Origin of the sequence: Pseudomonas sp. Q1 (assembly GCF_009935975.1) — a bacterium.
GTDB lineage: Bacteria > Pseudomonadota > Gammaproteobacteria > Pseudomonadales > Pseudomonadaceae > Aquipseudomonas > Aquipseudomonas palleroniana.
This window is the reverse complement of sequence record NZ_QODI01000004.1, coordinates 273,916-295,534: the sequence shown is the minus strand read 5'-3', so window position 1 is coordinate 295,534 and position 21,619 is coordinate 273,916. Positions and strand designations below refer to the sequence as shown.

Sequence of the window (21,619 nt, the reverse complement as noted above, 5' to 3'; positions counted from 1 at the left end):
CGCTACCATGGCCCTCCCTTTTTTTGTTGCCTGCCACCATGCACTGTCCCTTCTGCGGTGCCAACGACACCAAGGTCATTGATTCGCGTCTGGTCGCCGAGGGCGATCAAGTGCGTCGCCGGCGCGAATGCCTGGCCTGCGGTGAACGTTTCACCACCTTCGAAACCGCCGAACTGGTATTGCCGCGTCTGATCAAGTCCGACGGCAGTCGCCAGCCTTTCGACGAAGACAAACTGCGCGCCGGTATGCAGCGTGCCCTGGAAAAACGCCCGGTGAGTGTCGAGCGGCTGGAGGCGGCGCTGGTGCACATCAAGCACAAGCTGCGCGCCACCGGCGAGCGCGAGGTCAAGAGCCTGGTGGTTGGAGAACTGGTGATGGGCGAGCTGCAAAAGCTCGACGAAGTCGCCTATATCCGTTTCGCCTCGGTGTATCGACGCTTCCAGGACCTCAATGAGTTCCGCGAAGAGATCGACCGCCTGGCCCGTGAGCCGGTCAAAGAATGAACCCGTCTTCCACTGCCGAGCAGGCTGTCCTCGACGCTCATTACATGGCCCGCGCCCTGGAACTGGCGCGCAAGGGCCTGTACACCACTCACCCCAACCCGCGTGTAGGCTGCGTGATCGTGCGCGATGGGCAGGTGGTCGGCGAAGGCTGGCATGAGCGCACCGGCGAACCCCACGCCGAGCCCAACGCCCTGCGCGCCGCCGGCGACAAGGCACGTGGCGCCACGGTGTACGTGACCCTCGAACCCTGCAGCCATCATGGGCGTACCCCGCCGTGTGCGGATGCATTGGTGAGTGCCGGTGTGGCGCGTGTCGTCGCCGGGATGCAGGACCCGAACCCGGAAGTGGCCGGGCGTGGCATGCAGCGCCTGGCTCAGGCCGGTATCGAGGTGCAGAGCGGTGTGCTGGAAGCACAGGCGCGTGCACTGAACCCGGGCTTCCTCAAACGCATGGAGCACGGCCTGCCGTTTGTGCGGGTCAAGCTGGCAATGAGCCTGGACGGCCGCACCGCCATGGCCAGCGGCGAAAGCCAATGGATCACCGGCCCGGCTGCCCGCGCCGCCGTGCAACGCCTGCGTGCCGAAGCCAGTGTGGTGCTGACCGGCGCCGACACCGTGTTAGCCGACGGCGCCCGCCTGACCGTGCGTGCTGCCGAACTGGGCCTGGATGAGGCGACCACCGCTTTGGCCATGTCGCGTCCGCCCTTGCGCGTGCTGATCGACGGCCGCCTGCGCGTGCCGCTTAACGCGCCGTTCTTCAAGGCCGGCCCGGCCCTGGTCATCACCTGCGTCACTCCGGAGAATCAGTTCCCGCGGGGCCCTGAATGCCTGGTGGTGCCGGGGGTTGATGGCCAGGTCGACCTGCGTTCGGCCCTGGTTGCCCTGGCCGCGCGTGGCGCCAACGAGGTGCTGGTGGAGGCCGGTCCGAGCCTGGCAGGCGCCTTCGCCCAGCAGGGGCTGGTGGACGAGTACGTGATTTTCGTCGCCGGCAAGTTCCTTGGCTCCGCCGCCCGGCCTTTGTTGGACTGGCCGCTTGAGAAACTGGCGGATGCCCCCCAACTCAAGATCACTGAAATGCGCGCTGTGGGCGACGACTGGCGAGTCACTGCCATTCCTTTGCCAGTAGCGAGCGTATAATTTCCGGCCTGCGCCCGGCGCAGCCCTGTTTTCCTGGAGAAGGCCATGTTCACCGGCATTATCGAATCCATCGGCAGCATCCGCGCCATGACCCCAAAAGGCGGCGATGTACGCCTGCTGGTTGAAACCGGCAAGCTCGACCTCGGCGACGTCAAGCTGGGCGACAGCATCGCCGTCAACGGCGTATGCCTGACCGTCATCGAATTGCCGGGCAACGGCTTTGCCGCCGACGTCAGCCGGGAAACCCTGGACTGCACGGCGATGAATGACCTCAAGGCGGGCAGCCCGGTCAACCTGGAAAAAGCCCTGACGCCCACCACCCGCCTGGGCGGTCACCTGGTCAGCGGCCATGTCGACGGCGTCGGCGAAGTGGTGGCGCGCAGCGAAAACGCACGTGCCGTGGAATTTCGCATCCGGGCTCCCAAAGAGCTGGCCAAGTACATCGCCCACAAAGGCTCGATCACCGTCGATGGCACCAGCCTGACCGTTAACGCGGTCAATGGCGCCGAGTTTGAATTGACCATCATTCCCCACACGCTCAGCGAAACGATCATGGCCTCGTACCAGCCGGGTCGCCGGGTGAACCTGGAAGTGGACTTGCTGGCCCGTTACCTGGAGCGCCTGTTACTGGGCGAAAAGGCCGCAGAGCCATCGTCCGGGAACATCACTGAAAGTTTTCTGGCCGCTAACGGCTACCTGAAATCCTGACCAAGGGGGTGCCGCGTGGCGCTCAATAGCATCGAAGAACTGGTTGAAGACATCCGCCAAGGCAAGATGGTCATCCTGATGGATGACGAAGACCGTGAAAACGAAGGCGACATCATCATGGCCGCCGAGGCCTGCCAGCCTGAGCACATCAACTTTATGGCCAAGCACGCCCGCGGGCTGATCTGCATGCCCATGAGCCGCGAGCGCTGCGAGTTGCTCAAGCTGCCGTTGATGGCGCCGCGCAACGGCTCGGGTTTCGGCACCAAGTTCACGGTTTCCATTGAGGCGACCACCGGCGTCACCACCGGTATCTCTGCCGCTGACCGCGCACGCACCGTGCAAGCCGCCGCCGCCAAAGACGCCAAGGCGGAAGACATCGTCAGCCCGGGTCACATTTTCCCGTTGATGGCCCAGCCGGGCGGCACCCTGGCACGTGCCGGCCACACCGAGGCGGCCTGCGACCTGGCGCGCATGGCCGGTTTTGAGCCGAGCGGGGTGATCTGCGAGGTGATGAACGACGACGGCACCATGGCCCGTCGTCCTGAGCTGGAAGCTTTTGCCGCTGAGCACAACCTCAAGATCGGCACCATTGCCGACCTGATTCACTACCGCATGATCCACGAACGTACCGTTCAGCGGATTGCCGAGCAGCCTCTGGACAGCGAACTGGGCCAATTCAATTTGGTGACCTACCGTGATTCAGTGGAAGGCGACGTGCACATGGCCCTGACCCTGGGCAACATCTGCGCCGAAGAACCGACCCTGGTGCGGGTGCACAACATGGACCCGCTGCGTGACCTGCTGATGGTCAAGCAACCTGGGCGCTGGAGCCTGCGGGCCGCCATGGCTGCGGTTTCCGAGGCCGGCAGCGGTGTGGTGCTGCTGCTCGGTCACCCGCTCGATGGCGATGTGCTGCTGGCGCATATCCGCGAAACCGCCGACCACGCGCCGGTGAAAAAACCGACCACCTACAGCATCGTCGGTGCCGGTTCGCAGATCCTGCGTGACCTCGGTGTGCGCAAAATGCGCCTGATGAGTGCACCGATGAAATTTAATGCGATATCCGGTTTCGACCTGGAAGTTGTAGAATACGTGCCCTCCGAATAAAGGCCGGCGATTTTTGCCCCTTGTTCGCGGTTAAATCATCACTAAGGGGCGCCTTTTTCGCGTCCCGGCTCTTTAAGAGATTTGTCGAATGACCCTGAAGACCATCGAAGGTACCTTCATCGCCCCCAAAGGCCGCTATGCCCTGGTGGTTGGCCGCTTCAACAGCTTCGTGGTTGAAAGCCTGGTAAGCGGTGCCGTGGACGCCCTGGTTCGCCATGGTGTGAGCGAAAGCGACATCACCCTCATCCGTGCCCCTGGCGCCTTCGAAATTCCGCTGGTTGCGCAAAAAGTCGCACAGCAGGGCGAATACGCGGCGATCATCGCCCTGGGCGCGGTCATTCGTGGCGGTACTCCGCATTTCGAATACGTGGCTGGCGAATGCACCAAGGGCCTGGCCCAGGTGTCCATGGAATTCGGCGTACCGGTTGCCTTCGGCGTGCTGACCGTTGACTCCATCGAGCAAGCCATCGAGCGCTCCGGCACCAAGGCCGGTAACAAAGGCGCCGAAGCTGCCCTGTCCGCCCTGGAAATGGTCAGCCTGCTGTCGCAGTTGGAGGCCAAGTGATTTCCGACGAGAGCGATCGTTTCAACCCACGCGACCCACGCCCAGCGGACGCCGGCAAGCCATCGAAGAACGAGAAGCGTCGTGCTGCTCGTCAGCTGGCGACCCAGGCGCTGTACCAGCGCCACCTGGCGGGTGCTTCGTTGAACGAAATCGAAGCGCAGTTTCGCGTCGACAACGATTTTACCTTTGCCGACCTGCCGTACTTCCACGACATCCTGCACGGTGTGCATGCCCACCTGACCGAGATCGATGCGGCCCTGGCACCGTGCCTGGACCTGACCATCGAAGAGCTGGACCCGGTTGAACTGTGCGTGATGCGCTTGTCGGCCTGGGAACTGCTCTATCGCGTCGACGTACCGTACCGCGTGGTGATCAACGAAGGCATCGAGCTGGCGAAAGTCTACGGTTCGACCGACGGCCACAAGTTCGTCAACGGCGTGCTCGACAAGCTGGCCCCGCGCCTGCGTGAAGCCGAAGTGAAGGAACATAAGCGCTGATTTGCGCTTGAGTCCCTGATGGGTGAGTTCGAGCTGATCCGCAACTACTTCGCCGCCGCGCCCTGTGCGCAAGGCGGCGAAGGCATTGCCCTGGGGATCGGCGACGACTGCGCCTTGCTGGCGCTCCCGCCTGGGGAGCAGTTGGCAATCTCCACGGATACGTTGGTGGCCGGGGTGCATTTTGCCGACCCTTGCGATCCGTTCCTGCTCGGCCAGCGCTCGTTGGCTGTGGCGGTGAGCGATCTGGCTGCCATGGGCGCCAACCCTCTTGCGTTTACCCTTGCCCTGACGACGCCGACGGTCGATGCCGATTGGCTGCAACGCTATGCCCAGGGTTTGAACGCCATGGCCCAACGCTGCGGTGTGAGCCTGGTGGGTGGCGACACCACCCGTGGGCCGCTGAGCCTGACCCTCACGGTATTGGGGCGTGTCCCGGCTGGGCAGGCGTTGACGCGCGGCGGGGCACGGCCGGGTGACCTGCTGTGTGTGGGCGGTGAGTTGGGCAACGCTGCCGGTGCCTTGCCGCTGGTGCTGGGCCAACGCAGTGCACAGGCGGCCATCGCCGATCCGTTGCTGGCGCATTACTGGTCGCCGCAACCGCAGCTGGCCTTGGGGCTGGCGTTACGGGGCAAGGCTACGTCTGTGATGGATATCTCCGACGGGCTGCTGGCCGATTGCGGGCATATTGCCAAGGCGTCATCTGTCGGCCTGTTGGTCGAACGTCAGAAGCTGCCACTGTCCACGGCCTTGCTGGCGTTTGTCGGCGATGACGAGGCGCGTGTGGCCGCTTTGAGTGGCGGCGACGACTATGTGCTGGTATTTACCTTGCCACCGGCCCAGTTGGCGCCGCTGCAGGCCGACGGCTGGCCGATCCATGTGATCGGTCGGGTCGAGGCCGGGCAGGGCGTGAAGCTGCTCGATGTAAACGGGCAGGACATCACCCCGGCCGTTCGGGGCTATCAGCATTTTTGCGAAACGCCATGAACCGGCGAGCTGCGCTACCCTTTATACGGTCCACACTGTGTTGGAGACCGTCACCATGCCTATGCGTCACTGGCTGCTGATTGCGTTGTGTGCCGTCGCCCCGCTGGTGCCGGCGGATGAAGCGTCGCCCCCAGGCAAGATCATGCTGGCCAGCGAGGAATGGAACGACTACACCAACGCGGATGGCACGGGGCTGGCCTGGGAGGTGTTACGTCAGATCTTCGAGCCGGCAGGCATCACCTTGCAACACCGCAGCGTGCCTTATACCCGCTCGGTCGGCCTGGCCCAGCGCGGCGAAGTGGATGGCTGGGTGGGGTCGTACCGCAACGAAGCCGATGGCGTGCTGTACCCCCACTGGCACTTTGACTCGGATCACATCTACGCCCTTGGGCTGGCCACCGCGCCGATACCGAGTATCGCCACGCTGGGCAACTATCGTCTGGCGTGGGTGCGTGGCTACAAATATGAGGCGTACCTGCCCAATGTGAAGCGCTTCCACCCGATTGAGCGGCGCAGCGGCATTCTGCCGATGCTGCAATACGGCCGTGCCGACTTTTATATCGATGCGCTCCCCGAAGCCCAATACATCCTGGCTCAGGCAGACGACCCCACACAATTCAAGCTCACCCATATCGCCGAACTGCCGGTGTACGTAGGCTTCGCCGATAACGAGCGGGGGCGTGCCCTGATGACGGTGTATGACCAGCGCATCGCTGTCCTGGTCAAAAGTGGTGAGCTGAAGCCGATTTTTGCGCGCTGGAAACAGCCCTATCCGTTCTGACCTGCATAGAACCAGGACGAAGGCCAATCGAACCGATTGATCTTTATCAGCGATAATTCAGCTTAAGCGTCTGTAGGAACCTGCTGTTACAATGACCGCCTCTGTGAAATCTAGAAATCAGGAGCACACGGTGCCCGTCGTTTTCGTCGCCGCTTCCAAGCTGCCTACCCCTTTTGCCACGTTCACCATGAACGGCTTCCTTGAAGAGGCCACCGGTCGCGAGCACGTTGTGCTCAGCCTGGGTGACATCGCCGACGGCGCGCCGGTGCTGGGCCGTGTGCATTCTGAGTGCCTGACCGGTGACGCACTGTTCAGCCAGCGTTGTGACTGCGGTTCGCAATTGGAAGCCGCTTTGCGCGCCATCGCCCGTGAAGGCCGTGGCGTGTTGTTGTACCTGCGTCAGGAAGGCCGCGGTATTGGCCTGATGAACAAGATCCGCGCCTATGAATTGCAGGACGGCGGCGCCGATACGGTGGAAGCCAACGAGCGCCTGGGCTTTGCCGCCGACCAGCGTGACTACGCCATCTGCCTGCCGATGCTGGAGCATCTGGGCGTGAAATCCCTGCGCCTGATGACCAACAACCCGCGCAAGGTCAAAGCCTTGACCGAGATGGGCATCACTGTGGCCGAGCGTGTGCCGCTGCACACGGGGCACAACCCGCACAACAAGCTCTACCTGGCGACCAAGGCCAGCAAACTCGACCATATGATGGGCAACGAACATCAGGGCGAGGTCGACCGCGCGTGACCCGTGGCCAGGTAAAGCGGCGACTGTCCTTCAATTGGTGGCAGTACCTGGCCCTGGCGTTGCTGTCCTTGTTCGTGATCAACCTGCTGTTCAGCCAGGCCGAACCCATGCTGTCGGTGCTGGCCATGCCGTTTTTTATCGCCGGCGTGGCCTCGATGTTTCTGAGCCTGCGCTACTTCAACGGCTATAAACACGCGCTGATCGCCACCTCTAAAGCCCTCGACACCCCCGATGAACCGGCCGCCTGGATTACCCTCGCGGCGCGTCGACGCACGGCGTTGATGGTGGCTGCCCTGCCGGCCTGGATCGGTACGCTGGCGGTATTCGTGGGCCTGGAAGCCGTGCCGTTGTGTTTGCTGGCACTGTCGACCCTGGTGTTGTTCTACCTTTATCGCATCCCGCGTCAGCTGGGATGAGGCGTCATTGGCTGGCGGTGCTGCTGCTGGCATTCAGTGTGCCGGGGCTGGCCGTTGAACGGGTGGTCAGCCTGGCGCCATCTCTCTCTGAAATCGTCGTGGAACTGGGGGCGGCCGACCTGCTGGTGGGCGTGCTCGACGGCGGCGAACGTCCTGCTGCATTGGCCAAGGTGCCCTCGGTCGGGCATTACGGCCAACTGGATATGGAGCGCCTGCTCAGCCTCAAGCCGGACCTGATCCTGCTGTGGCCCGGCAGCATCGGCCCGGCCCAGCGTGAGCAACTGCAACGCCTGAATATCCCCGTGTATGTCGCCGAACCCCACAGCCTTGAGCAACTGACCGGCCAAATCCAAGCCATCGCCGAGCAGTTGGGGCGGGCCGAGGCGGGCCGGCAGTTGGCGGGGCAGTTGCATCAGCGCCTGGCCGACCTGCGCCAGCGCTACCAACGGGCCGAGCCGCTGCGGGTGTTTTATCAGGTGTGGAACCAGCCGCTGTATACCGTCGGTGGCGGGCAGATCATCAGCGATGCGTTGAGTGTGTGCGGTGCACGCAATGTGTTCGGTGACCTCAAGCTGCCCGCGCCGCAAGTCAGCATCGAATCGGTGTTGCAGCGCAATCCCGAGGTGATCCTGGTCGGCGATCAACTTCAGTTGGAAGCATGGAAAGCATGGCCTCAAGTCGCCGCAGTGGCGCAGGAGCGGTTGCTGGTGGTGCCGGACAAGGGCCTTGAGCGGCCCAGCGGGCAGATGCTGGAGGCGGTGGCGCGCTTGTGTGAGGTGCTTGCCCGTTAGAGTTCCGGAGTCCAGGTGACGCCAAACATCAGCGTCCGACCTTCTTCGCGGTAGCCATATTGCTGGCCTTGATACTGATACAACGCCCGGCTGTAGCGTTTATCCAGCAGGTTATCGAGCTTCATGTTCAGCGCGATTTCACGGCTCATGGCCCAACTGGCGCGTAACCCGAGCAGTCCATAGCCGCCCAACGGGTGTTGGTTCTTCGGGTCGTCATAGCTGCTGCTGACGGCTTGCCAGCTGGCGCCTACGCCGAAACGCTCGAATTGCCGATCCAGGTCCAGGCTCAGGGTACGCCGGGCGCGACGTGCCAAGGTGCGCCCGGTATCGCGGTCGCGTGGGTCAATCATGGCCAGGCCCAGGCTGCCTTGCCAGCCGAACAGATCCTGCCTGAGTGTGGCTTCGAAGCCATTGATGCGTGCCGAACTGACGTTTTGCGGGCCGTCGCTGCCGAACACGATCGCGTCCTGGATATCGGTGCGGTACAGCGAAGCTTCCAGGCGGGCGGTGTCGCTGAGTTGGCTGCGCCACTGCACTTCGTAACTTTTCGAGGTTTCGGGGCGCAGGTTCGGGTTGCTGTTTTTAAAGCCGTATTCGTCCGGGTAGTACAGGTCATTGAACGTCGGGGCGCGAAACCCCTCGCTGTAACTGAACAGCAGGTCGTTGTCCGGGTTGACGGGCAGGGTCAAGCTGCCGCTCCAGCTGTTGTGGCCGCCGAACTGCTGGTTCTGGTCGCGACGCAGGCCCAGCTCGGTGGAAAAGTACCGCGCTGCAAAGCGATGCTGGATAAACACCGCACGGTTCCAACGGCTGTCTTCGGCGAGCGCGGTGCTGCTGTTGACCCGATCTTCGTAGCCATCGGCGCCCAGGATCAGGCTGTTCTGATCATTGAGGGTCAGGTCGTTCTGCCAGTTCAGCGAATTGCGGTAGGTGTTGAACACACTGCGTTCATCGCTGAGTTTATCCAGCGACTCTTCGCGGTTTTCGCTGTGGCCCAGTTCGACGCGGGACTTCCAGGTGTCGTTGATCCGCGCGTCGATAAAGCTGCTGACGTTACTGACGCTGAAGTCGGTGTAGGGTTTCTGTTGGAAACTCTGGAAGGTGGTCGAGTCATAGCGACCAAACGGGTTGTCGTACGCGCTTTTGCCACGGTTATCCAACACGTTGATGCCGGCGTCGACCTGGTCGCTGAAGGCGTGGCTCAGGCTGAAACTGAGGGCCTGGTTGCGATAGGCATCATGATCGCCATCGCTGGGGTAGGAGGTGTAGGTACGGTTGATCCCGGCGGTGTCATCCAGGCTGGCGCCGAGGTTGAAGCGGGTCTGCGAATCGCCCCCGGACACTCCCAGGCTGCGTTCCCACGTCTGGCGGCTGCCGAAGCCCAGGTGAAGGCGCGGTTGCAGACCGGACGTCGTATTGCGCCGGGTGAAGATCTGAATCACCCCGCCAATGGCATCACTGCCGTAGATCGCCGAGCGTGAGCCTCGCAGCACCTCGACGCGCTCGATCTGCTCGATATTGAGGTATTGCAGGTTGCTGGTGCCGGTGGTGGAACTGCTGATGCGTTGGCCATCCACCAGCACCAGGCTCTGGGCGGTGGAGGTCCCCCGAATGTAAACGTTGGTCGTGCTGCCACGGCCGCCACTGGGGGCCACCTGCACACCTGGCACGCGGCTCAGCAAGTCGCTCACGCTGCTGGGCTGCAAGCGGTCGATATCGTCGCGGGTGAAGACCGTGTTGGCGGTGCTGCTGTCACTACGTGCCTGGACCTGGCGGTTGGCGCTGATGACCACGTCGGGGAGTTTCAGGGCGTCGTCGCGGGTGTCGGCGAGCAGTTCGCAGGAAGGCAGAAGCAGCAGGGCGAGGCACAGGCGTTTCATGGTCTTTCCGTAGTTTTGAAGTGAACACCCATCAAATGTGGGAGGGGGCTTGCTCCCGATAGCGGTGCATCAGTCATAGATATCGAGACTGACACACGGCAATCGGGAGCAAGCCCCCTCCCACAGTTTGATGCTTGTTACAGGCCCAGCAGCGTCATGCGCTCACGCACCGCCGCCTCGATACCGGCTTCATCCAGCCCGCATTCAGCCAGCATCTGCGCCGGCTTGGCATGTTCGACGTACACATCCGGCAAGCCCAGGTGCAGTACCGACTTGAGCACATTCTCCCGCGCCAGGAACTCGCTGACCGCCGCGCCCGCACCGCCCATGATGGCGTTCTCTTCGAGGGTCACCAGCAGCTCATGGCTACCGGCGATCTCGCGCACGAGTGCTTCATCCAGCGGCTTGACGAAACGCATGTCGACCACGGTGGCGTCGATCTTTTCGGCCACTTTCAAGGCTTCGGCCAATTGCACGCCAAACACCAGGAATGCCGTCTGGCGGCCTTGGCGGCGCACGATGCCCTTGCCGATTTCGATCGGTTCCAGGTCCTTCTCGATCACCGCATTCGGGCCCGTGCCGCGTGGGTAACGCACTGCAGCCGGGCCGTTGTACAGGTGGCCGGTGCTGAGCATTTTGCGCAGTTCGTTCTCGTCGCTTGGCGTCATCACCAGCATGCCGGGGATGCAACGCAGGTACGACAGATCGAAACTGCCGGCGTGGGTCGGGCCGTCTTCGCCCACCAGGCCGGCGCGGTCGATGGCGAACAAGACGTCGAGATTCTGCACGGCCACATCGTGGACGAGTTGGTCGTAACCGCGCTGCAGGAACGTCGAGTAGATCGCCACCACGGGCTTGGCGCCTTCACAGGCCATGCCGGCGGCAAAGGTGACCGCGTGCTGCTCGGCAATCGCCACGTCGAAGTAACGCAGCGGGAAACGCTCGCTGAACGCCACCAGGTCGGAGCCTTCCTTCATGGCCGGGGTAATGCCCACCAGGCGTGGGTCGGCGGCGGCCATGTCGCACAGCCATTCGCCAAATACCCCGGAATACTTCGGACCGCTGGCCTTTTTCGGCGCAGCGGCGGGGGCGTCCAGTGGCTCCAGCTTGGTGATCGCGTGGTAACCGATCGGGTCGACTTCCGCCGGCGCGAAGCCTTTGCCCTTCTTGGTGACGATATGCAGGAATTGCGGGCCCTTGAGGTCGCGCATATTGCGCAGGGTGGCGATCAGGGTCGGCAGGTCGTGGCCGTCGATGGGGCCGATGTAATTCCAGCCCAGCTCTTCGAACAGGGTGCCAGGCACCAGCATGCCCTTGGCGTACTCTTCGGTGCGTCGGGCAATTTCCCACGCGCCCGGCAGACGCGAGAGCACTTTCTTGCTGCCTTCACGCATGCTTGCGTAAGTACGGCTGGAGAGGATTTTGGCCAGGTAGTTGGACAGGCCACCGACATTGCGCGAGATCGACATGTCGTTGTCGTTGAGGATCACCAGCATATTGGCGTCCACTTCCGGCGCATGGTTCAGCGCCTCGAAGGCCATGCCGGCGGTCAATGCGCCGTCACCAATCACCGCAATCGCCTTGCGCTCGCTGCCTTGCAGGCGGGCGGCAATCGCCATGCCCAGCGCTGCACTGATGGAGGTGCTGGAGTGGCCGACGCCAAAGGTGTCGTACTCGCTCTCGGAGCGACGCGGGAAGGCGGCCACGCCGTCCTTCTGGCGCAGCGTGCTCATGCGCTCGCGACGACCGGTCAGGATTTTATGCGGGTACGCCTGGTGGCCCACGTCCCACACCAGCCGGTCGTCCGGGGTGTCGAACACGTAATGCAGGGCGATGGTCAGCTCGATAACGCCCAGCCCGGCACCGAAATGCCCACCGGTCTGGCCGACCGTGTAGAGCAATTCCAGGCGCAACTCATCGGCCAGGGTTTCCAGCTCGGCTTCACCCAGTCGACGCAGGCCGTCCGGCGTGGCAGCACGGTCGAGCAGGGGCGTGGACGGGCGCTTGCGGGGAATCTCTTGAAACGTCGTGGGCATCAGGCGAATCGTTATAGGTATAAAAGAGGCGGCAGTTTACCTCAAGCATCGCAAACTGCCCACGCGAAGCGCCGAACTTGGCTGATTCGGCGGCGCGAATGGCCGCACTTGCTCAGTGGCGGCTCAGTGGCGGCGTTCGACGATATACCGCGCCAGGTCGCGCAGCGGCTCGGCTGCCGCGTCGAAAGGTCGCAGGGCCTCCAGGGCCTGGTCGCGCAGTTCCAGGGCATAGACCTTGGCGGCTTCAAGGCCGAGCAGGGACGGATAAGTCGGTTTGTCCCGCGCGATATCGGCACCTTGGCGTTTGCCCAGGGTGGCGGTGTCACTTTCCACATCCAGAATGTCGTCCTGCACCTGGAACGCCAGGCCGATGGCCCGGGAGTAGGTCTGCAGGGCCGCCAATTGCGCAGCTTGCGCGCGGCCACTGGCCAGGGCGCCCAGGTGCACGGCGGCTTCGATCAGCGCGCCGGTCTTGTGGCGATGCATGTGTTCCAGGGCGTGCTGGTCCAGCTTGAGGCTGACGGAGCCCATGTCGATGGCTTGCCCGCCGACCATGCCGGCCGGGCCGGCGGCGTGGGCGAGTGTGGTCACCATGCGCAGGCGGATCTCGGCATTCACGCTGCTCAAGCGTGGGTCCAGCAAGGCGCTGAACGCCAGGCTCTGCAGGCCATCACCGGCCAGAATCGCATAGGCCTCATCAAAGGCTTTGTGAGTCGTCGGTTGACCGCGACGCAGATCGTCGTCGTCCATGGCCGGCAAATCGTCATGCACCAGGGAGTAGGCGTGAATCAGCTCCACCGCACACGCCGCGCCATTGGCCTCCTCGGCCGGCGCACCCAGGGCTTCACAGGCGGCATACGCCAGCAATGGGCGCACGCGCTTGCCGCCATTCATCACGCTGTAGCGCATGGCGGCATACAGGCGGTTCATTTCCGGGCTGGGTGCAACAAACAAGGGTTCCAGCGCCGCGTTGACCCGGGCTTGGCTACTGGCCTGATACGCGTCGATCATTCCGGCTGTTCCGCATCGAAAGGTTCCTCGGCCAACTCCCCGTCACGTTCCAGCAGCACTTGCACCTTCTGCTCCGCCTGCGCCAACGCGCTCTGGCAGTCGCGAGTCAGGCCGATGCCTTGCTCAAACGCCGTCAACGAGTCTTCCAGCGACAACTCGCCGTTCTCCAGACGCTCGACCAGGGCTTGCAGGTCGGCGAGGGATTGTTCGAAATCGAGTGCAACTTTTTTGCGGGCCATGGCGGCTATTCCGGTAGACGGTAAACCGGCGCGACACTAGCAGACATGGGGATTCTGGGCAAATGAGCGGGGCGCTCTTCAATCTCTGCCATTGTTGATTTGATAGCGTGTGCTGCGGCCTCCACCGGGCAATCGCACCAGGCAGCCGGTTTCCAGCAGATCAGCCAGGTGACGCGTCGCCGTGGCTTTTGACACCTTGGCGACGGCTTGGTACTGAGCGGCGCTGATCCCGTGCTCAAAGCCCTTTTCACCGCCGTCGAGCAGGCGGTTGAGCACCTTGATCTGTTCGGCGGACAACGCGAGGTCGCGGTGCTGCTGCCAGAAACGGCTTTTGTCCAATACCCGATCAATCCGAGCCATCGCCTGCTGCAGGCTGTTCAACAGGGTTTTGAGGAACCATTCCAGCCAGTCGGTGATATCCAGCGTGGCCTTCTGACTGGACTCCAGTGCGTGGTAATAACCGGCGCGGTCCTCGAGAATGCTGGCCGACATTGCGTAAAAACGGATGGCTTGGTGCTCGCCCTGGGCCAACGCCAAATCCGTGATGGCACGGGTCAGGCGACCGTTGCCGTCATCGAATGGGTGCAGTGTGACAAACCAGAAATGTGCCACGCCGGCGCGGACCAGTGGGTCCAGTTCCGGTTGATTACGACTGCTTTCAAACCATTCCAGGAACTCCTCCAGCGCTTGCTCAAGGCCCAGGCGTGGCGGCGCCTCGAAATGCACGGTCGGTCGGTCAAGCCGGCCCGATACCACCTGCATGGGCTCATCCCCGCGCAGTGCACCTATATTCAATGCGCGGGCGGCAAAGCCTGCCTCGGGTGCCGGAAACAATAAGTGGTGCCAATTCAATAGACGCGCGAGGGTGAATGGCTGCGCGAATGGTTGAGTGGCATCCATCATCAGTTCAGCAAGGCCCTCGCTGCGACGGCTGACCTGCCCGTCTGTCATTGCCTCCAGGCCCATCCGTCGTGCCAGGGACGAACGCACCGAACCCACATTCAACTGTTCCCCCTCGATGGCCGAAGAGGTCAGGATGTTTTGCAGCAACGCATCCAGCGCATTCTGAGCACTGACCGTTTGGCTGACTGTACCGAGCATACCCAGCAGCTTGCCTTGCGCTTGCCCGCACTCGCGCAACAAGGCGGCCAGGCGTCCCGGTTGCCAGTGGAAATGCGGCCAATCGTTGTGTTGCCAGATCCAGAGCGGGTGATCCATGGAGAGATACCTGAGCGTGTGAGCCGAATAAAAACGCTATTCGGCTCATTATGTGAGCCGATTGTGCATTCTATTCGGCTCATCGTCCACTCAGGCAGGGGCTATGGCCGATTGAGAGCAACGGCCGTGTGCGTTTTTTAATTGGGCTTCGAACTCGAGCAGCCCCGCCTGCATCTTTTGCAGTGCAGCCATTTGTACGGCCAACTCGCGTTTCTTATTGTTGATGGCCTGTTCCGCCCGTTCCCAAGGCAATGCGTCACCCTGATGGCCCTGGAGGATTTCCTGCAATTCCTTGAGTTTGAACCCCAGTTGCTGCGCGCACTTGATAAACATCAGCAACTCAACGCTCTGCTCCGAATAGACCCGGTATTGGCCTTGGCGCTGCGGTTCTGGCAGCAGCCCAATCGCCTCATAGTGACGGATCGCCTTGATGGTCGTGCCTGACAACTGCGCGGCTTTGCCGATGTACATGAAAACTCCCTTTTCCTATTAAAGCGCCGGCCTGTTTCAGCCACTTGTCCCGCTGCGCCGCAGTAGAGCCCAGCACCGGCCCGAACTGCAACGTCTTGAGCGGCTTGATGCCGCAAAACGCCAGTGTGGTCTTGCGCATCTGATGGATGCCCGGCATGCGATAGAACCAGCGGTAATACCAGGGTGGTGTATCCAGGGTCACCAACAAGTGTGCGGTCCGGCCCTGCAGCAGCTTGTCAGGGAACGCCTTGCCGGCTCGGTATTTGAAGGCGAAGCCGGACAGGAACACGCGATCGATGAAGCCCTTCATCAAGGCGGGGATGCCGCCCCACCAGACCGGGAAAACAAACGTCAGATGGTTGGCCCAAAGGATGTCGCATTGTGCGCTGAGCAGGTCGAGCTCCAGTGGTTGGGCCTGGCTGTAGCCGTGGTGCAGGACGGGGTCGAAAGCCAGCTCCCCCAGGCGCAGCACGCGTACTTCATGGCCGGCGGCTTTTGCGGCATGGATGTAGGCGTCGGCCAGGGCCGAACAGAAGCTGGCGTTAGAGGGGTGGCCGAGAATAACCAGGGTGCGCGGCGGCATGAGGTGGGGTCCTGAACAGGGTGTTTCAGGGTAAGGGTTGCCGTATAGGGGAGAGTCAAGCGTGGGGTCCGCAATGCGCCGATTTGTCAGTGCCAGCAGGACGTTTCGGTAATCCTTGGAAGGCTGTTCCTCGACCGCCCTTGGCCCCTTGTGACAGCCAATACCCCTGACTAGCCTGCCTCAAAACTCAACGAGTGAAACGGCATGAGCGAAACCTGTATCGGCTTGACCACGCCTCCAGCGGGCTACAGCGACTGGCTGACGGACCTGAAAGGGCGTATTCACGCGGCGCAACAGCGCGCCACATTGGCGGTCAATCGGGAGCTGGTGTTGCTCTATTGGCAGATTGGCCACGACATCTTGACCCGCCAGGCCGAGCAAGGGTGGGGGAGCAAAGTCATTGATCGCCTGGCCCAGGATTTGCGCATGGCTTTTCCCCGCATGAAGGGGGTCTCACCGCGAAATCTCAAGTACATGCGCGCTTTTGCCGAGGCGTGGCCAGACACGGAATTTGTGCAACAAGCTGCTGCACAATTGCCCTGGGGCCACAATGTGGTATTGCTCGACAAACTCCCCAGCCCCGAAACCCGGCGCTGGTATATCGCCCAGGCAATCGAGCACAACTGGTCGCGTAATACCCTGGTCATGCAGATCGAAAACCGATTGCTGGAACGCAGTGGCAAGGCTGTCAGCAACTTCGAATATCACCTGCCCAAGCCGCAATCCGACCTGGCGCGGGAATCGCTAAAAGATCCCTATCGTTTCGATTTCCTCAGCCTGGGCCTGGACGCGCAGGAGCGTGACATCGAAAACGCCTTGATCAAGCACGTCACCGATTTCTTGTTGGAGCTCGGTGCAGGTTTCGCCTTCGTTGGCCAGCAGGTATTGCTGGACGTCGGCGGCGATGAGTTCTTCGTCGACCTGTTGTTCTATCACTTGAAGCTGCGCTGCTACGTGGTGATAGAACTGAAAGCGGGCAAGTTCAAACCCGAGCACCTGGGGAAGTTGAGCTTTTATCTCGCGGCTGTCGATGCCCAGCTTAAACATCCACAAGACGGACCCACCATCGGCCTGCTGTTGTGCAAGAGCAAGAACGAAGTCGTCGCCGAATATGCGCTGCGCGACAACAATCGACCGATTGGCGTGGCGCAATACCAGTTGGTTGAGTCGTTGCCCGCAGAGTTGCAAACCAATCTGCCGAGTATCGAGCAGATCGAACGGGAGCTGGCGGGCTGATTGCGAATGGCGAGTTACTCACGAAAAAAGCCTGCTGTTCAAGGCAGGCTTAGTGGTGCAGCGGTTGACTCAGTTCTTGCGCGCCGTCAGCGCCGAATAACTATTCATCAAGTTGCGATAGTTAGGGATGCGCTGGGACAACAGGTTCCCCAGCCCTTCAATGTCGTTGCGCCAGTCGCGGTGCAGCTCACACGCCACCGAGAACCAGTTCATCAACTGCGCCCCGGCTTGGGTCATCCGGCTCCACGCCGCTTGCTGCACCGTGGTGTTGAACGTACCGGACGCATCGGTGACCACAAACACCTCAAACCCTTCCGCCAATGCCGACAACGTCGGGAACGCTACGCACACATCCGTCACCACACCGGCAATGATGATCTGCTTGCGGCCGGTGGCCTTGATCGCCTTGACGAAATCTTCGTTGTCCCACGCATTGATCTGACCAGGGCGAGCGATGTACGGCGCGTCCGGGAACATTTCCTTCAGCTCCGGCACCAGTGGGCCGTTAGGGCCTTGCTCGAAGCTGGTGGTCAGGATGGTCGGCAGGTTGAAGAACTTGGCCAGGTCGGCCAGGGCGAGCACGTTGTTCTTGAATTCGTTGGGGGAGAAGTCCTGCACCAGAGAGATCAGGCCGGTCTGGTGGTCAACCAGCAGAACGATGGCGTCGTCTTTGTTGAGGCGATTGTAGGTTGGAGTGCTCATGGTTGAATCCTTTTTGTTTAAGTGGGTTTGGCGTTGCGTTCAACATGGGCACAGATTACTGGGGGAATGGGGAGCGATAAATCGGCTGAAACAGGTCATACCGTCAACTCAAAAGGGACAATGTTGAATGGCTAAAAATCTCACGCGTGAGCTATTGAGTCCGGCAAGCATTACCTGTAGATTTTCTCACGCGTGAGTTTTTCAGAGCGAGGTCAGTGGTATGAACAGCAGCTCTCCATCGAGCCCGTCAGCAGGGCCCGAGACCGATTCAGCAAGCCTTCAGGGAGAGCGCTTGAAACCGTCCGCGAAAAAACCATCGAGCTTCTACATGAAGCAGATGCGCGCGGGCCTGGCGGCCGCCGGTTATGTGAAACACGAGACTTGGGTGCTTCCCGAAAATCGAAGCCTGCTCAAGCAAATGGAGAAACAGCTTCGCCAGCCGATTCTAGCTGGCTCATTCTTGTCGGAGACTTATATGAGCGCAGGTACTAACTGGAACATCGATCGCCTCTTCAGCGCGCTTCAGGCCCTGGAAGAGGTGGTCAACAAGGACATCACGCTTTCTCTGCTTCAAGGCTCCGAGTCCAGCATCAAGCTGGAAATGAACGACTTCGGTGGCTTGCCGATTTACATCGCGGTGGTGGGCGAGCAGATCATCGTGGATACCGTGCTGGTCGACGTCGAATCCATCAACGACGTACCCCGGTTCAATGACGCGGTGCTGCGCAGCCGGGAAATGTTCCCGCTGTCTTCCATCGGTATCGAGTCCATGCCTAACGGGCAGGTCGTCTACAACATGTTCGGCGCGTTGAGCTCCGACTCCAGCCTGACCAACATCGTGACCGAGGTGAAAACCCTCGTCGACAACGTGCAGCGCGCCAGCGAAGCCTTTGAACGTTTCTTCAATTAAGTATTCGGGAGTATCCAATGACTCAATCCATCTGGAGCAAACTGTTCACCGCGCTGCGTGGCGGTGCCAACGAAGTCGGCGAATCGATCGTCGACCAGCAAGCCTTGCGCATCCTCGACCAGGAAATCCGCGATGCCGACAGCGCGCTGGCCAACGCCAAGCGTGAACTGGTCAGCATCATGGCCAAGCACAAACTGGCGACTGATCGCGTCAATGAGTACAACGCCAAGATCTCTGACCTGGAGTCCAAGGCGATGGCCGCGATCCAGGCCAATCGTGAAGACCTGGCCCTTGAAGTGGCCGAAGCCATTTCGACCCTGACCAACGACCGCGACGTCGAGCAAAAGCAGGCGGCCGAGTTCGGTGGCTATGCCGACGGCATGCGCAAGGACATCACCAAGGCCGAAGGCCGGATCAAAAGCCTGCGCCAGCAAGTGGATATGGCCAAGGCGCGTGAAAGCGTGCAGAAGGCCCAGGTCAGCGCTTCCATCGCCAGCGGCGGTGCCAACGGCAAGCTGGAAACCGCTGTCGGTACGCTCAATCGCCTGCAGGCCAAACAGCAGCAACGCGCCGCTGAGCTGCAAGCCCAGGACGAACTGGCCGATGCATCGACCGGTACCGACCTCGAGCGCAAGCTTCGCGAAGCTGGCATCACGCCGAACGAAGGCAGTGCCAATGCGATTCTGGAGCGTCTGAAGCAAAAGTCGGCCGAGTAAATACAGCCGCAACAAGAAGGGCGCTGTCTGCCCTTCTTTTAGGTCGAGGTCAGGATGGACGCCCTGAAAGGTTTCAAGACAATCGCAGGCCTGGCTCTGTTCATGGTCGCGCTGCAACTGCTGAATGTAGCGACCGGCTACAGCCTCATGGCGTTTGGTCTGATCCCAAGAACACTGCAGGGGTTGGCCGGCATCCTCACGTCACCGTTTTTGCACGCGTCTTTCGCCCACCTGAGTGCGAACCTGATTGCCTTCCTGGTACTGGGCACGCTGGTGATTATCGAAGGGCTCAATCGATTCGTGACCGTCAGCGCGATCATTATTCTGCTGGGCGGTTCGCTGGTCTGGTTATTCGGTTTTGCGGGCATACACGTGGGGGCCAGCGGTTGGGTATTCGGCTTATGGGCCTACCTGTTGTCTCGCGCCTGGTTTCACAGGAGCTGGAGCAACCTCATAACAGCGGGTGTAGTGGCGGCGCTGTACGGCGGCCTGGTCCTGGGCTTTCTTCCTCGCCAAGGGGTTTCCTTCGAAGGGCATCTGTTTGGTGCATTCGCCGGATTTATTGCAGCCAAGGTACTTCTCTCCAAACCAGGTAGCAGGTTTAATGCCGGCTGAGCGCACTCGAGCATCCAGATGCCGAGGCGACGACATCAGGAAGCAAGAACCCAGGGAACCAGGGACGAAATGTCGATTTTTCTTCTGTTGCGCATGTACGCTTCCTCCCTTTTTCACCGTTTCGGCTGGGCAGGTCTGGTCATTGCCTTGGGCGTCCACCTGAGCACGGCTTATCTGGGCCTGGTATATCTGGGCGAGCAACACCTGACCGCTCTCGCCACATTTGTTTATTTCTATCTCACCACCACGCTGACCGTCGGCTATGGCGATCTTGCGCCGCAGACTTCGGCAGGCCGAGTGTTCGTGGCGGCTTGGGTCATGCTCGGAGGCATCGCGCTGCTGACCGCAGCCATCGGTAAAACCACCAGCAGTGTCATCGATGCATGGAGAAAAGGCATGAAGGGAAAAGGCGATTTCACCGGCAAGGTCGGCCATACCGTGCTCATCGGCTGGGAAGGCGCATCCAGTGAGCGGGTCATTGAGTTGTTGCTGCAAGACGAGACCTCGAACGACAACCTGATCGTCATCTGCGATTGCACCCTCGACGAAAACCCGATGCCGGGCAAGGCGGCATTCATCCGCGGCGAAAGCCTGTCTTCCATCGCGTTATTGCTGCGTGCGGGGGTGCCCGGTGCAGAGCGCGTGCTGGTGCGAACCCCCTCTGACGATCTGACCCTGGCCACCGTGCTGGCGGTGAACCAACTCAATCCTGTCGGGCATGTGGTCGCCCACTTCAATGACAGTGAAATCGCCGCACTGGCCAGCTCCTATGCACCCCGCCTGGAGTGCACCTCAAGCATGGCCATCGAGATGCTGGTACGCGCCTCTCAGGATCCGGGCTCGTCGGTGGTCATTAATGAGCTGCTGTGCGTGGGGCAGGGTGCCACCCAATACCTGATGAAGTTGCCCGAAGCCTTTGAAGCCACCTTCGGCGACCTGTACACCCGGATGAAAGAACAGCACAACGCCACGCTCATCGGCTATCGCGCCAAAGATGCCCAGCAACCGTCGATCAACCCGCCCAGCGCCACCCGCGTTGAAGGCGGCGAACTCTTCTACATCGCCTCCACCCGCCTCAAGGAAATCTCCAATGGGATGGTTTAAACAGTTGATGGGGCTTGAGGCCCCGAACGCGAATACCCCAGCGAACCGGGCCGCCGCCGAACCGCTGCCGACGACCGGGCCGCTGGGCCTGGCGCCGGGCAAAGGCGTGATGTTCGACAGTAGCCTGAAGTTGCTGCTCGATGGGCAAACCACGGTGGTCATCCCCGGCTCCCAGGAAATCTGGAGCAACGGCACCATTGACCTCGGGCAGTCGACCTGGCTGTCGCGCTATTACATGAACGATGAAGACTACTGGTTGCAGGTGCACACCACAGGCGACATCGCCGGCCAGGTGGAGTCAGTGATCCTGTTCAACTACCTGAGTTACGTCACCCTCAGCAGCGAAGCGGAACTGCGTCGGCTGGCCGGCCCGCAAAGCCTGATCGGGTTGCCGACCTACACCCACGACGGCGTCGAATACGCGCGCGTGTGGGGCAGCGAAAATGGCCAGACAGAACTGGTGGCGATGAGCGAGCAGGTGATAAACCCCGAGACCTCCTACAGCGTTGAGCACCGCTCGATGCTATATGCCCGTGATACCGGCCTGACCGATCGCCGGGAGTTCCTGCTGTTCTCCGTCGAGGAAGACGCTGAAGGCACCGTCAGCCTGAGCACGTCGCTGGGCATCTCGCTGTACACAACCGATTTGAATGTGCTCTAAA

The 21,619-nt window shown here is 61.4% G+C and carries 25 protein-coding genes; 17 read left to right on the top strand and 8 right to left on the bottom strand.

The features are described 5' to 3' along the window. Positions 1 to 38: 38 nt before the first annotated feature. The 11 genes from nrdR to DK870_RS08690 all read left to right on the top strand — a co-directional run bounded on the left by nrdR (position 39) and on the right by DK870_RS08690 (position 8,236). The gene (nrdR, locus tag DK870_RS08740) at positions 39 to 503 is read left to right on the top strand and encodes a transcriptional regulator NrdR (RefSeq protein WP_029299433.1); all 465 of its coding nucleotides are present in this window, start codon (positions 39 to 41) and stop codon (positions 501 to 503) included. Then, on the top strand, positions 500 to 1,639 hold the full coding sequence (gene ribD, locus DK870_RS08735) for a bifunctional diaminohydroxyphosphoribosylaminopyrimidine deaminase/5-amino-6-(5-phosphoribosylamino)uracil reductase RibD (protein WP_161548466.1): 1,140 nt from the start codon (positions 500 to 502) through the stop codon (positions 1,637 to 1,639). Before nrdR ends, ribD begins: the two co-directional genes overlap by 4 nt. Before the next feature lie 45 nt (positions 1,640 to 1,684). After that, positions 1,685 to 2,347, top strand: coding sequence for a riboflavin synthase (locus DK870_RS08730; RefSeq protein ID WP_161548465.1), 663 nt, complete (start codon positions 1,685 to 1,687; stop codon positions 2,345 to 2,347). 15 nt (positions 2,348 to 2,362) lie between these two features. After that, complete coding sequence (gene ribBA, locus DK870_RS08725) at positions 2,363 to 3,454, top strand: bifunctional 3,4-dihydroxy-2-butanone-4-phosphate synthase/GTP cyclohydrolase II (RefSeq protein ID WP_060755255.1); 1,092 nt, start codon at positions 2,363 to 2,365, stop codon at positions 3,452 to 3,454. A gap of 88 nt (positions 3,455 to 3,542) precedes the next feature. Further along, entirely contained in the window at positions 3,543 to 4,019 is a 477-nt protein-coding gene (ribE, locus tag DK870_RS08720; protein WP_003194576.1) for a 6,7-dimethyl-8-ribityllumazine synthase, read from the top strand. Continuing rightward, positions 4,016 to 4,516 carry a transcription antitermination factor NusB gene (nusB, locus tag DK870_RS08715; RefSeq protein WP_060755254.1) on the top strand — a complete coding sequence of 167 codons (501 nt, stop codon included), beginning with the start codon at positions 4,016 to 4,018 and terminating at the stop codon, positions 4,514 to 4,516. The genes ribE and nusB overlap by 4 nt, the downstream gene beginning before the upstream one ends. A gap of 18 nt (positions 4,517 to 4,534) precedes the next feature. Next, positions 4,535 to 5,500, top strand: a complete 966-nt coding sequence (gene thiL, locus DK870_RS08710; RefSeq protein WP_161548464.1) for a thiamine-phosphate kinase — start codon at positions 4,535 to 4,537, stop codon at positions 5,498 to 5,500. 55 nt (positions 5,501 to 5,555) lie between these two features. After that, on the top strand, positions 5,556 to 6,281 hold the full coding sequence (locus tag DK870_RS08705) for an ABC transporter substrate-binding protein (protein WP_161548463.1): 726 nt from the start codon (positions 5,556 to 5,558) through the stop codon (positions 6,279 to 6,281). Between the two features lie 130 nt (positions 6,282 to 6,411). Next, positions 6,412 to 7,029 (top strand): GTP cyclohydrolase II, encoded by a 618-nt coding sequence (ribA, locus tag DK870_RS08700; RefSeq protein WP_060755251.1) that lies wholly within the window; start codon positions 6,412 to 6,414, stop codon positions 7,027 to 7,029. Continuing rightward, complete coding sequence (locus DK870_RS08695; protein WP_161548462.1) at positions 7,026 to 7,445, top strand: MFS transporter; 420 nt, start codon at positions 7,026 to 7,028, stop codon at positions 7,443 to 7,445. Before ribA ends, DK870_RS08695 begins: the two co-directional genes overlap by 4 nt. Then, the gene (locus tag DK870_RS08690; protein ID WP_104996083.1) at positions 7,442 to 8,236 is read left to right on the top strand and encodes a cobalamin-binding protein; all 795 of its coding nucleotides are present in this window, start codon (positions 7,442 to 7,444) and stop codon (positions 8,234 to 8,236) included. Before DK870_RS08695 ends, DK870_RS08690 begins: the two co-directional genes overlap by 4 nt. Here DK870_RS08690 and DK870_RS08685 read toward each other — a convergent pair. The 7 genes from DK870_RS08685 to DK870_RS08655 form a co-directional block, all read right to left on the bottom strand. Further along, a complete protein-coding gene (locus DK870_RS08685; RefSeq protein WP_104996082.1) occupies positions 8,233 to 10,116 on the bottom strand; it encodes a TonB-dependent receptor domain-containing protein in 1,884 nt (627 codons plus the stop codon). The two genes, DK870_RS08690 and DK870_RS08685, sit on opposite strands and share 4 nt — an antisense overlap. A 137-nt stretch (positions 10,117 to 10,253) precedes the next feature. After that, positions 10,254 to 12,152 carry a 1-deoxy-D-xylulose-5-phosphate synthase gene (gene dxs, locus DK870_RS08680; RefSeq protein ID WP_060755247.1) on the bottom strand — a complete coding sequence of 633 codons (1,899 nt, stop codon included), beginning with the start codon at positions 12,150 to 12,152 and terminating at the stop codon, positions 10,254 to 10,256. A gap of 123 nt (positions 12,153 to 12,275) precedes the next feature. Beyond that, positions 12,276 to 13,163, bottom strand: coding sequence for a (2E,6E)-farnesyl diphosphate synthase (gene ispA, locus DK870_RS08675; RefSeq protein ID WP_090365606.1), 888 nt, complete (start codon positions 13,161 to 13,163; stop codon positions 12,276 to 12,278). Beyond that, positions 13,160 to 13,402 (bottom strand): exodeoxyribonuclease VII small subunit, encoded by a 243-nt coding sequence (locus tag DK870_RS08670; RefSeq protein WP_003194556.1) that lies wholly within the window; start codon positions 13,400 to 13,402, stop codon positions 13,160 to 13,162. The genes ispA and DK870_RS08670 overlap by 4 nt, the downstream gene beginning before the upstream one ends. A gap of 78 nt (positions 13,403 to 13,480) precedes the next feature. Beyond that, positions 13,481 to 14,620, bottom strand: a complete 1,140-nt coding sequence (locus DK870_RS08665; protein WP_161548461.1) for a Fic family protein — start codon at positions 14,618 to 14,620, stop codon at positions 13,481 to 13,483. A 90-nt stretch (positions 14,621 to 14,710) separates the two neighbouring features. Further along, a complete protein-coding gene (locus DK870_RS08660) occupies positions 14,711 to 15,091 on the bottom strand; it encodes a MerR family transcriptional regulator (protein ID WP_060755244.1) in 381 nt (126 codons plus the stop codon). Further along, entirely contained in the window at positions 15,030 to 15,674 is a 645-nt protein-coding gene (locus DK870_RS08655) for an NAD(P)H-dependent oxidoreductase (protein ID WP_060755243.1), read from the bottom strand. The genes DK870_RS08660 and DK870_RS08655 overlap by 62 nt, the downstream gene beginning before the upstream one ends. 204 nt (positions 15,675 to 15,878) lie before the next feature. Here DK870_RS08655 and DK870_RS08650 point away from each other — a divergent pair, with 204 nt between their 5' ends. Further along, the gene (locus DK870_RS08650) at positions 15,879 to 16,910 is read left to right on the top strand and encodes a YhcG family protein (protein ID WP_161548460.1); all 1,032 of its coding nucleotides are present in this window, start codon (positions 15,879 to 15,881) and stop codon (positions 16,908 to 16,910) included. Between the two features lie 69 nt (positions 16,911 to 16,979). On the opposite strand, the gene ycaC is transcribed toward DK870_RS08650, so the two are convergent. Further along, positions 16,980 to 17,612 (bottom strand): isochorismate family cysteine hydrolase YcaC, encoded by a 633-nt coding sequence (ycaC, locus tag DK870_RS08645; protein WP_104996077.1) that lies wholly within the window; start codon positions 17,610 to 17,612, stop codon positions 16,980 to 16,982. Between the two features lie 328 nt (positions 17,613 to 17,940). Between ycaC and DK870_RS08640 the strand changes: the two genes are divergently transcribed. From DK870_RS08640 to DK870_RS08620, 5 genes are all read left to right on the top strand, one after another. After that, entirely contained in the window at positions 17,941 to 18,522 is a 582-nt protein-coding gene (locus DK870_RS08640; protein WP_161548459.1) for a YjfI family protein, read from the top strand. A gap of 17 nt (positions 18,523 to 18,539) precedes the next feature. Further along, complete coding sequence (locus tag DK870_RS08635; protein ID WP_060755239.1) at positions 18,540 to 19,238, top strand: PspA/IM30 family protein; 699 nt, start codon at positions 18,540 to 18,542, stop codon at positions 19,236 to 19,238. A 54-nt stretch (positions 19,239 to 19,292) separates the two neighbouring features. Next, the gene (locus DK870_RS08630; protein ID WP_161548458.1) at positions 19,293 to 19,853 is read left to right on the top strand and encodes a rhomboid family intramembrane serine protease; all 561 of its coding nucleotides are present in this window, start codon (positions 19,293 to 19,295) and stop codon (positions 19,851 to 19,853) included. 69 nt (positions 19,854 to 19,922) lie between these two features. Beyond that, positions 19,923 to 20,957 (top strand): ion channel, encoded by a 1,035-nt coding sequence (locus tag DK870_RS08625; protein ID WP_090365617.1) that lies wholly within the window; start codon positions 19,923 to 19,925, stop codon positions 20,955 to 20,957. After that, on the top strand, positions 20,944 to 21,618 hold the full coding sequence (locus DK870_RS08620) for a DUF2491 family protein (protein ID WP_090365618.1): 675 nt from the start codon (positions 20,944 to 20,946) through the stop codon (positions 21,616 to 21,618). Before DK870_RS08625 ends, DK870_RS08620 begins: the two co-directional genes overlap by 14 nt. Position 21,619: the final 1 nt, after the last annotated feature.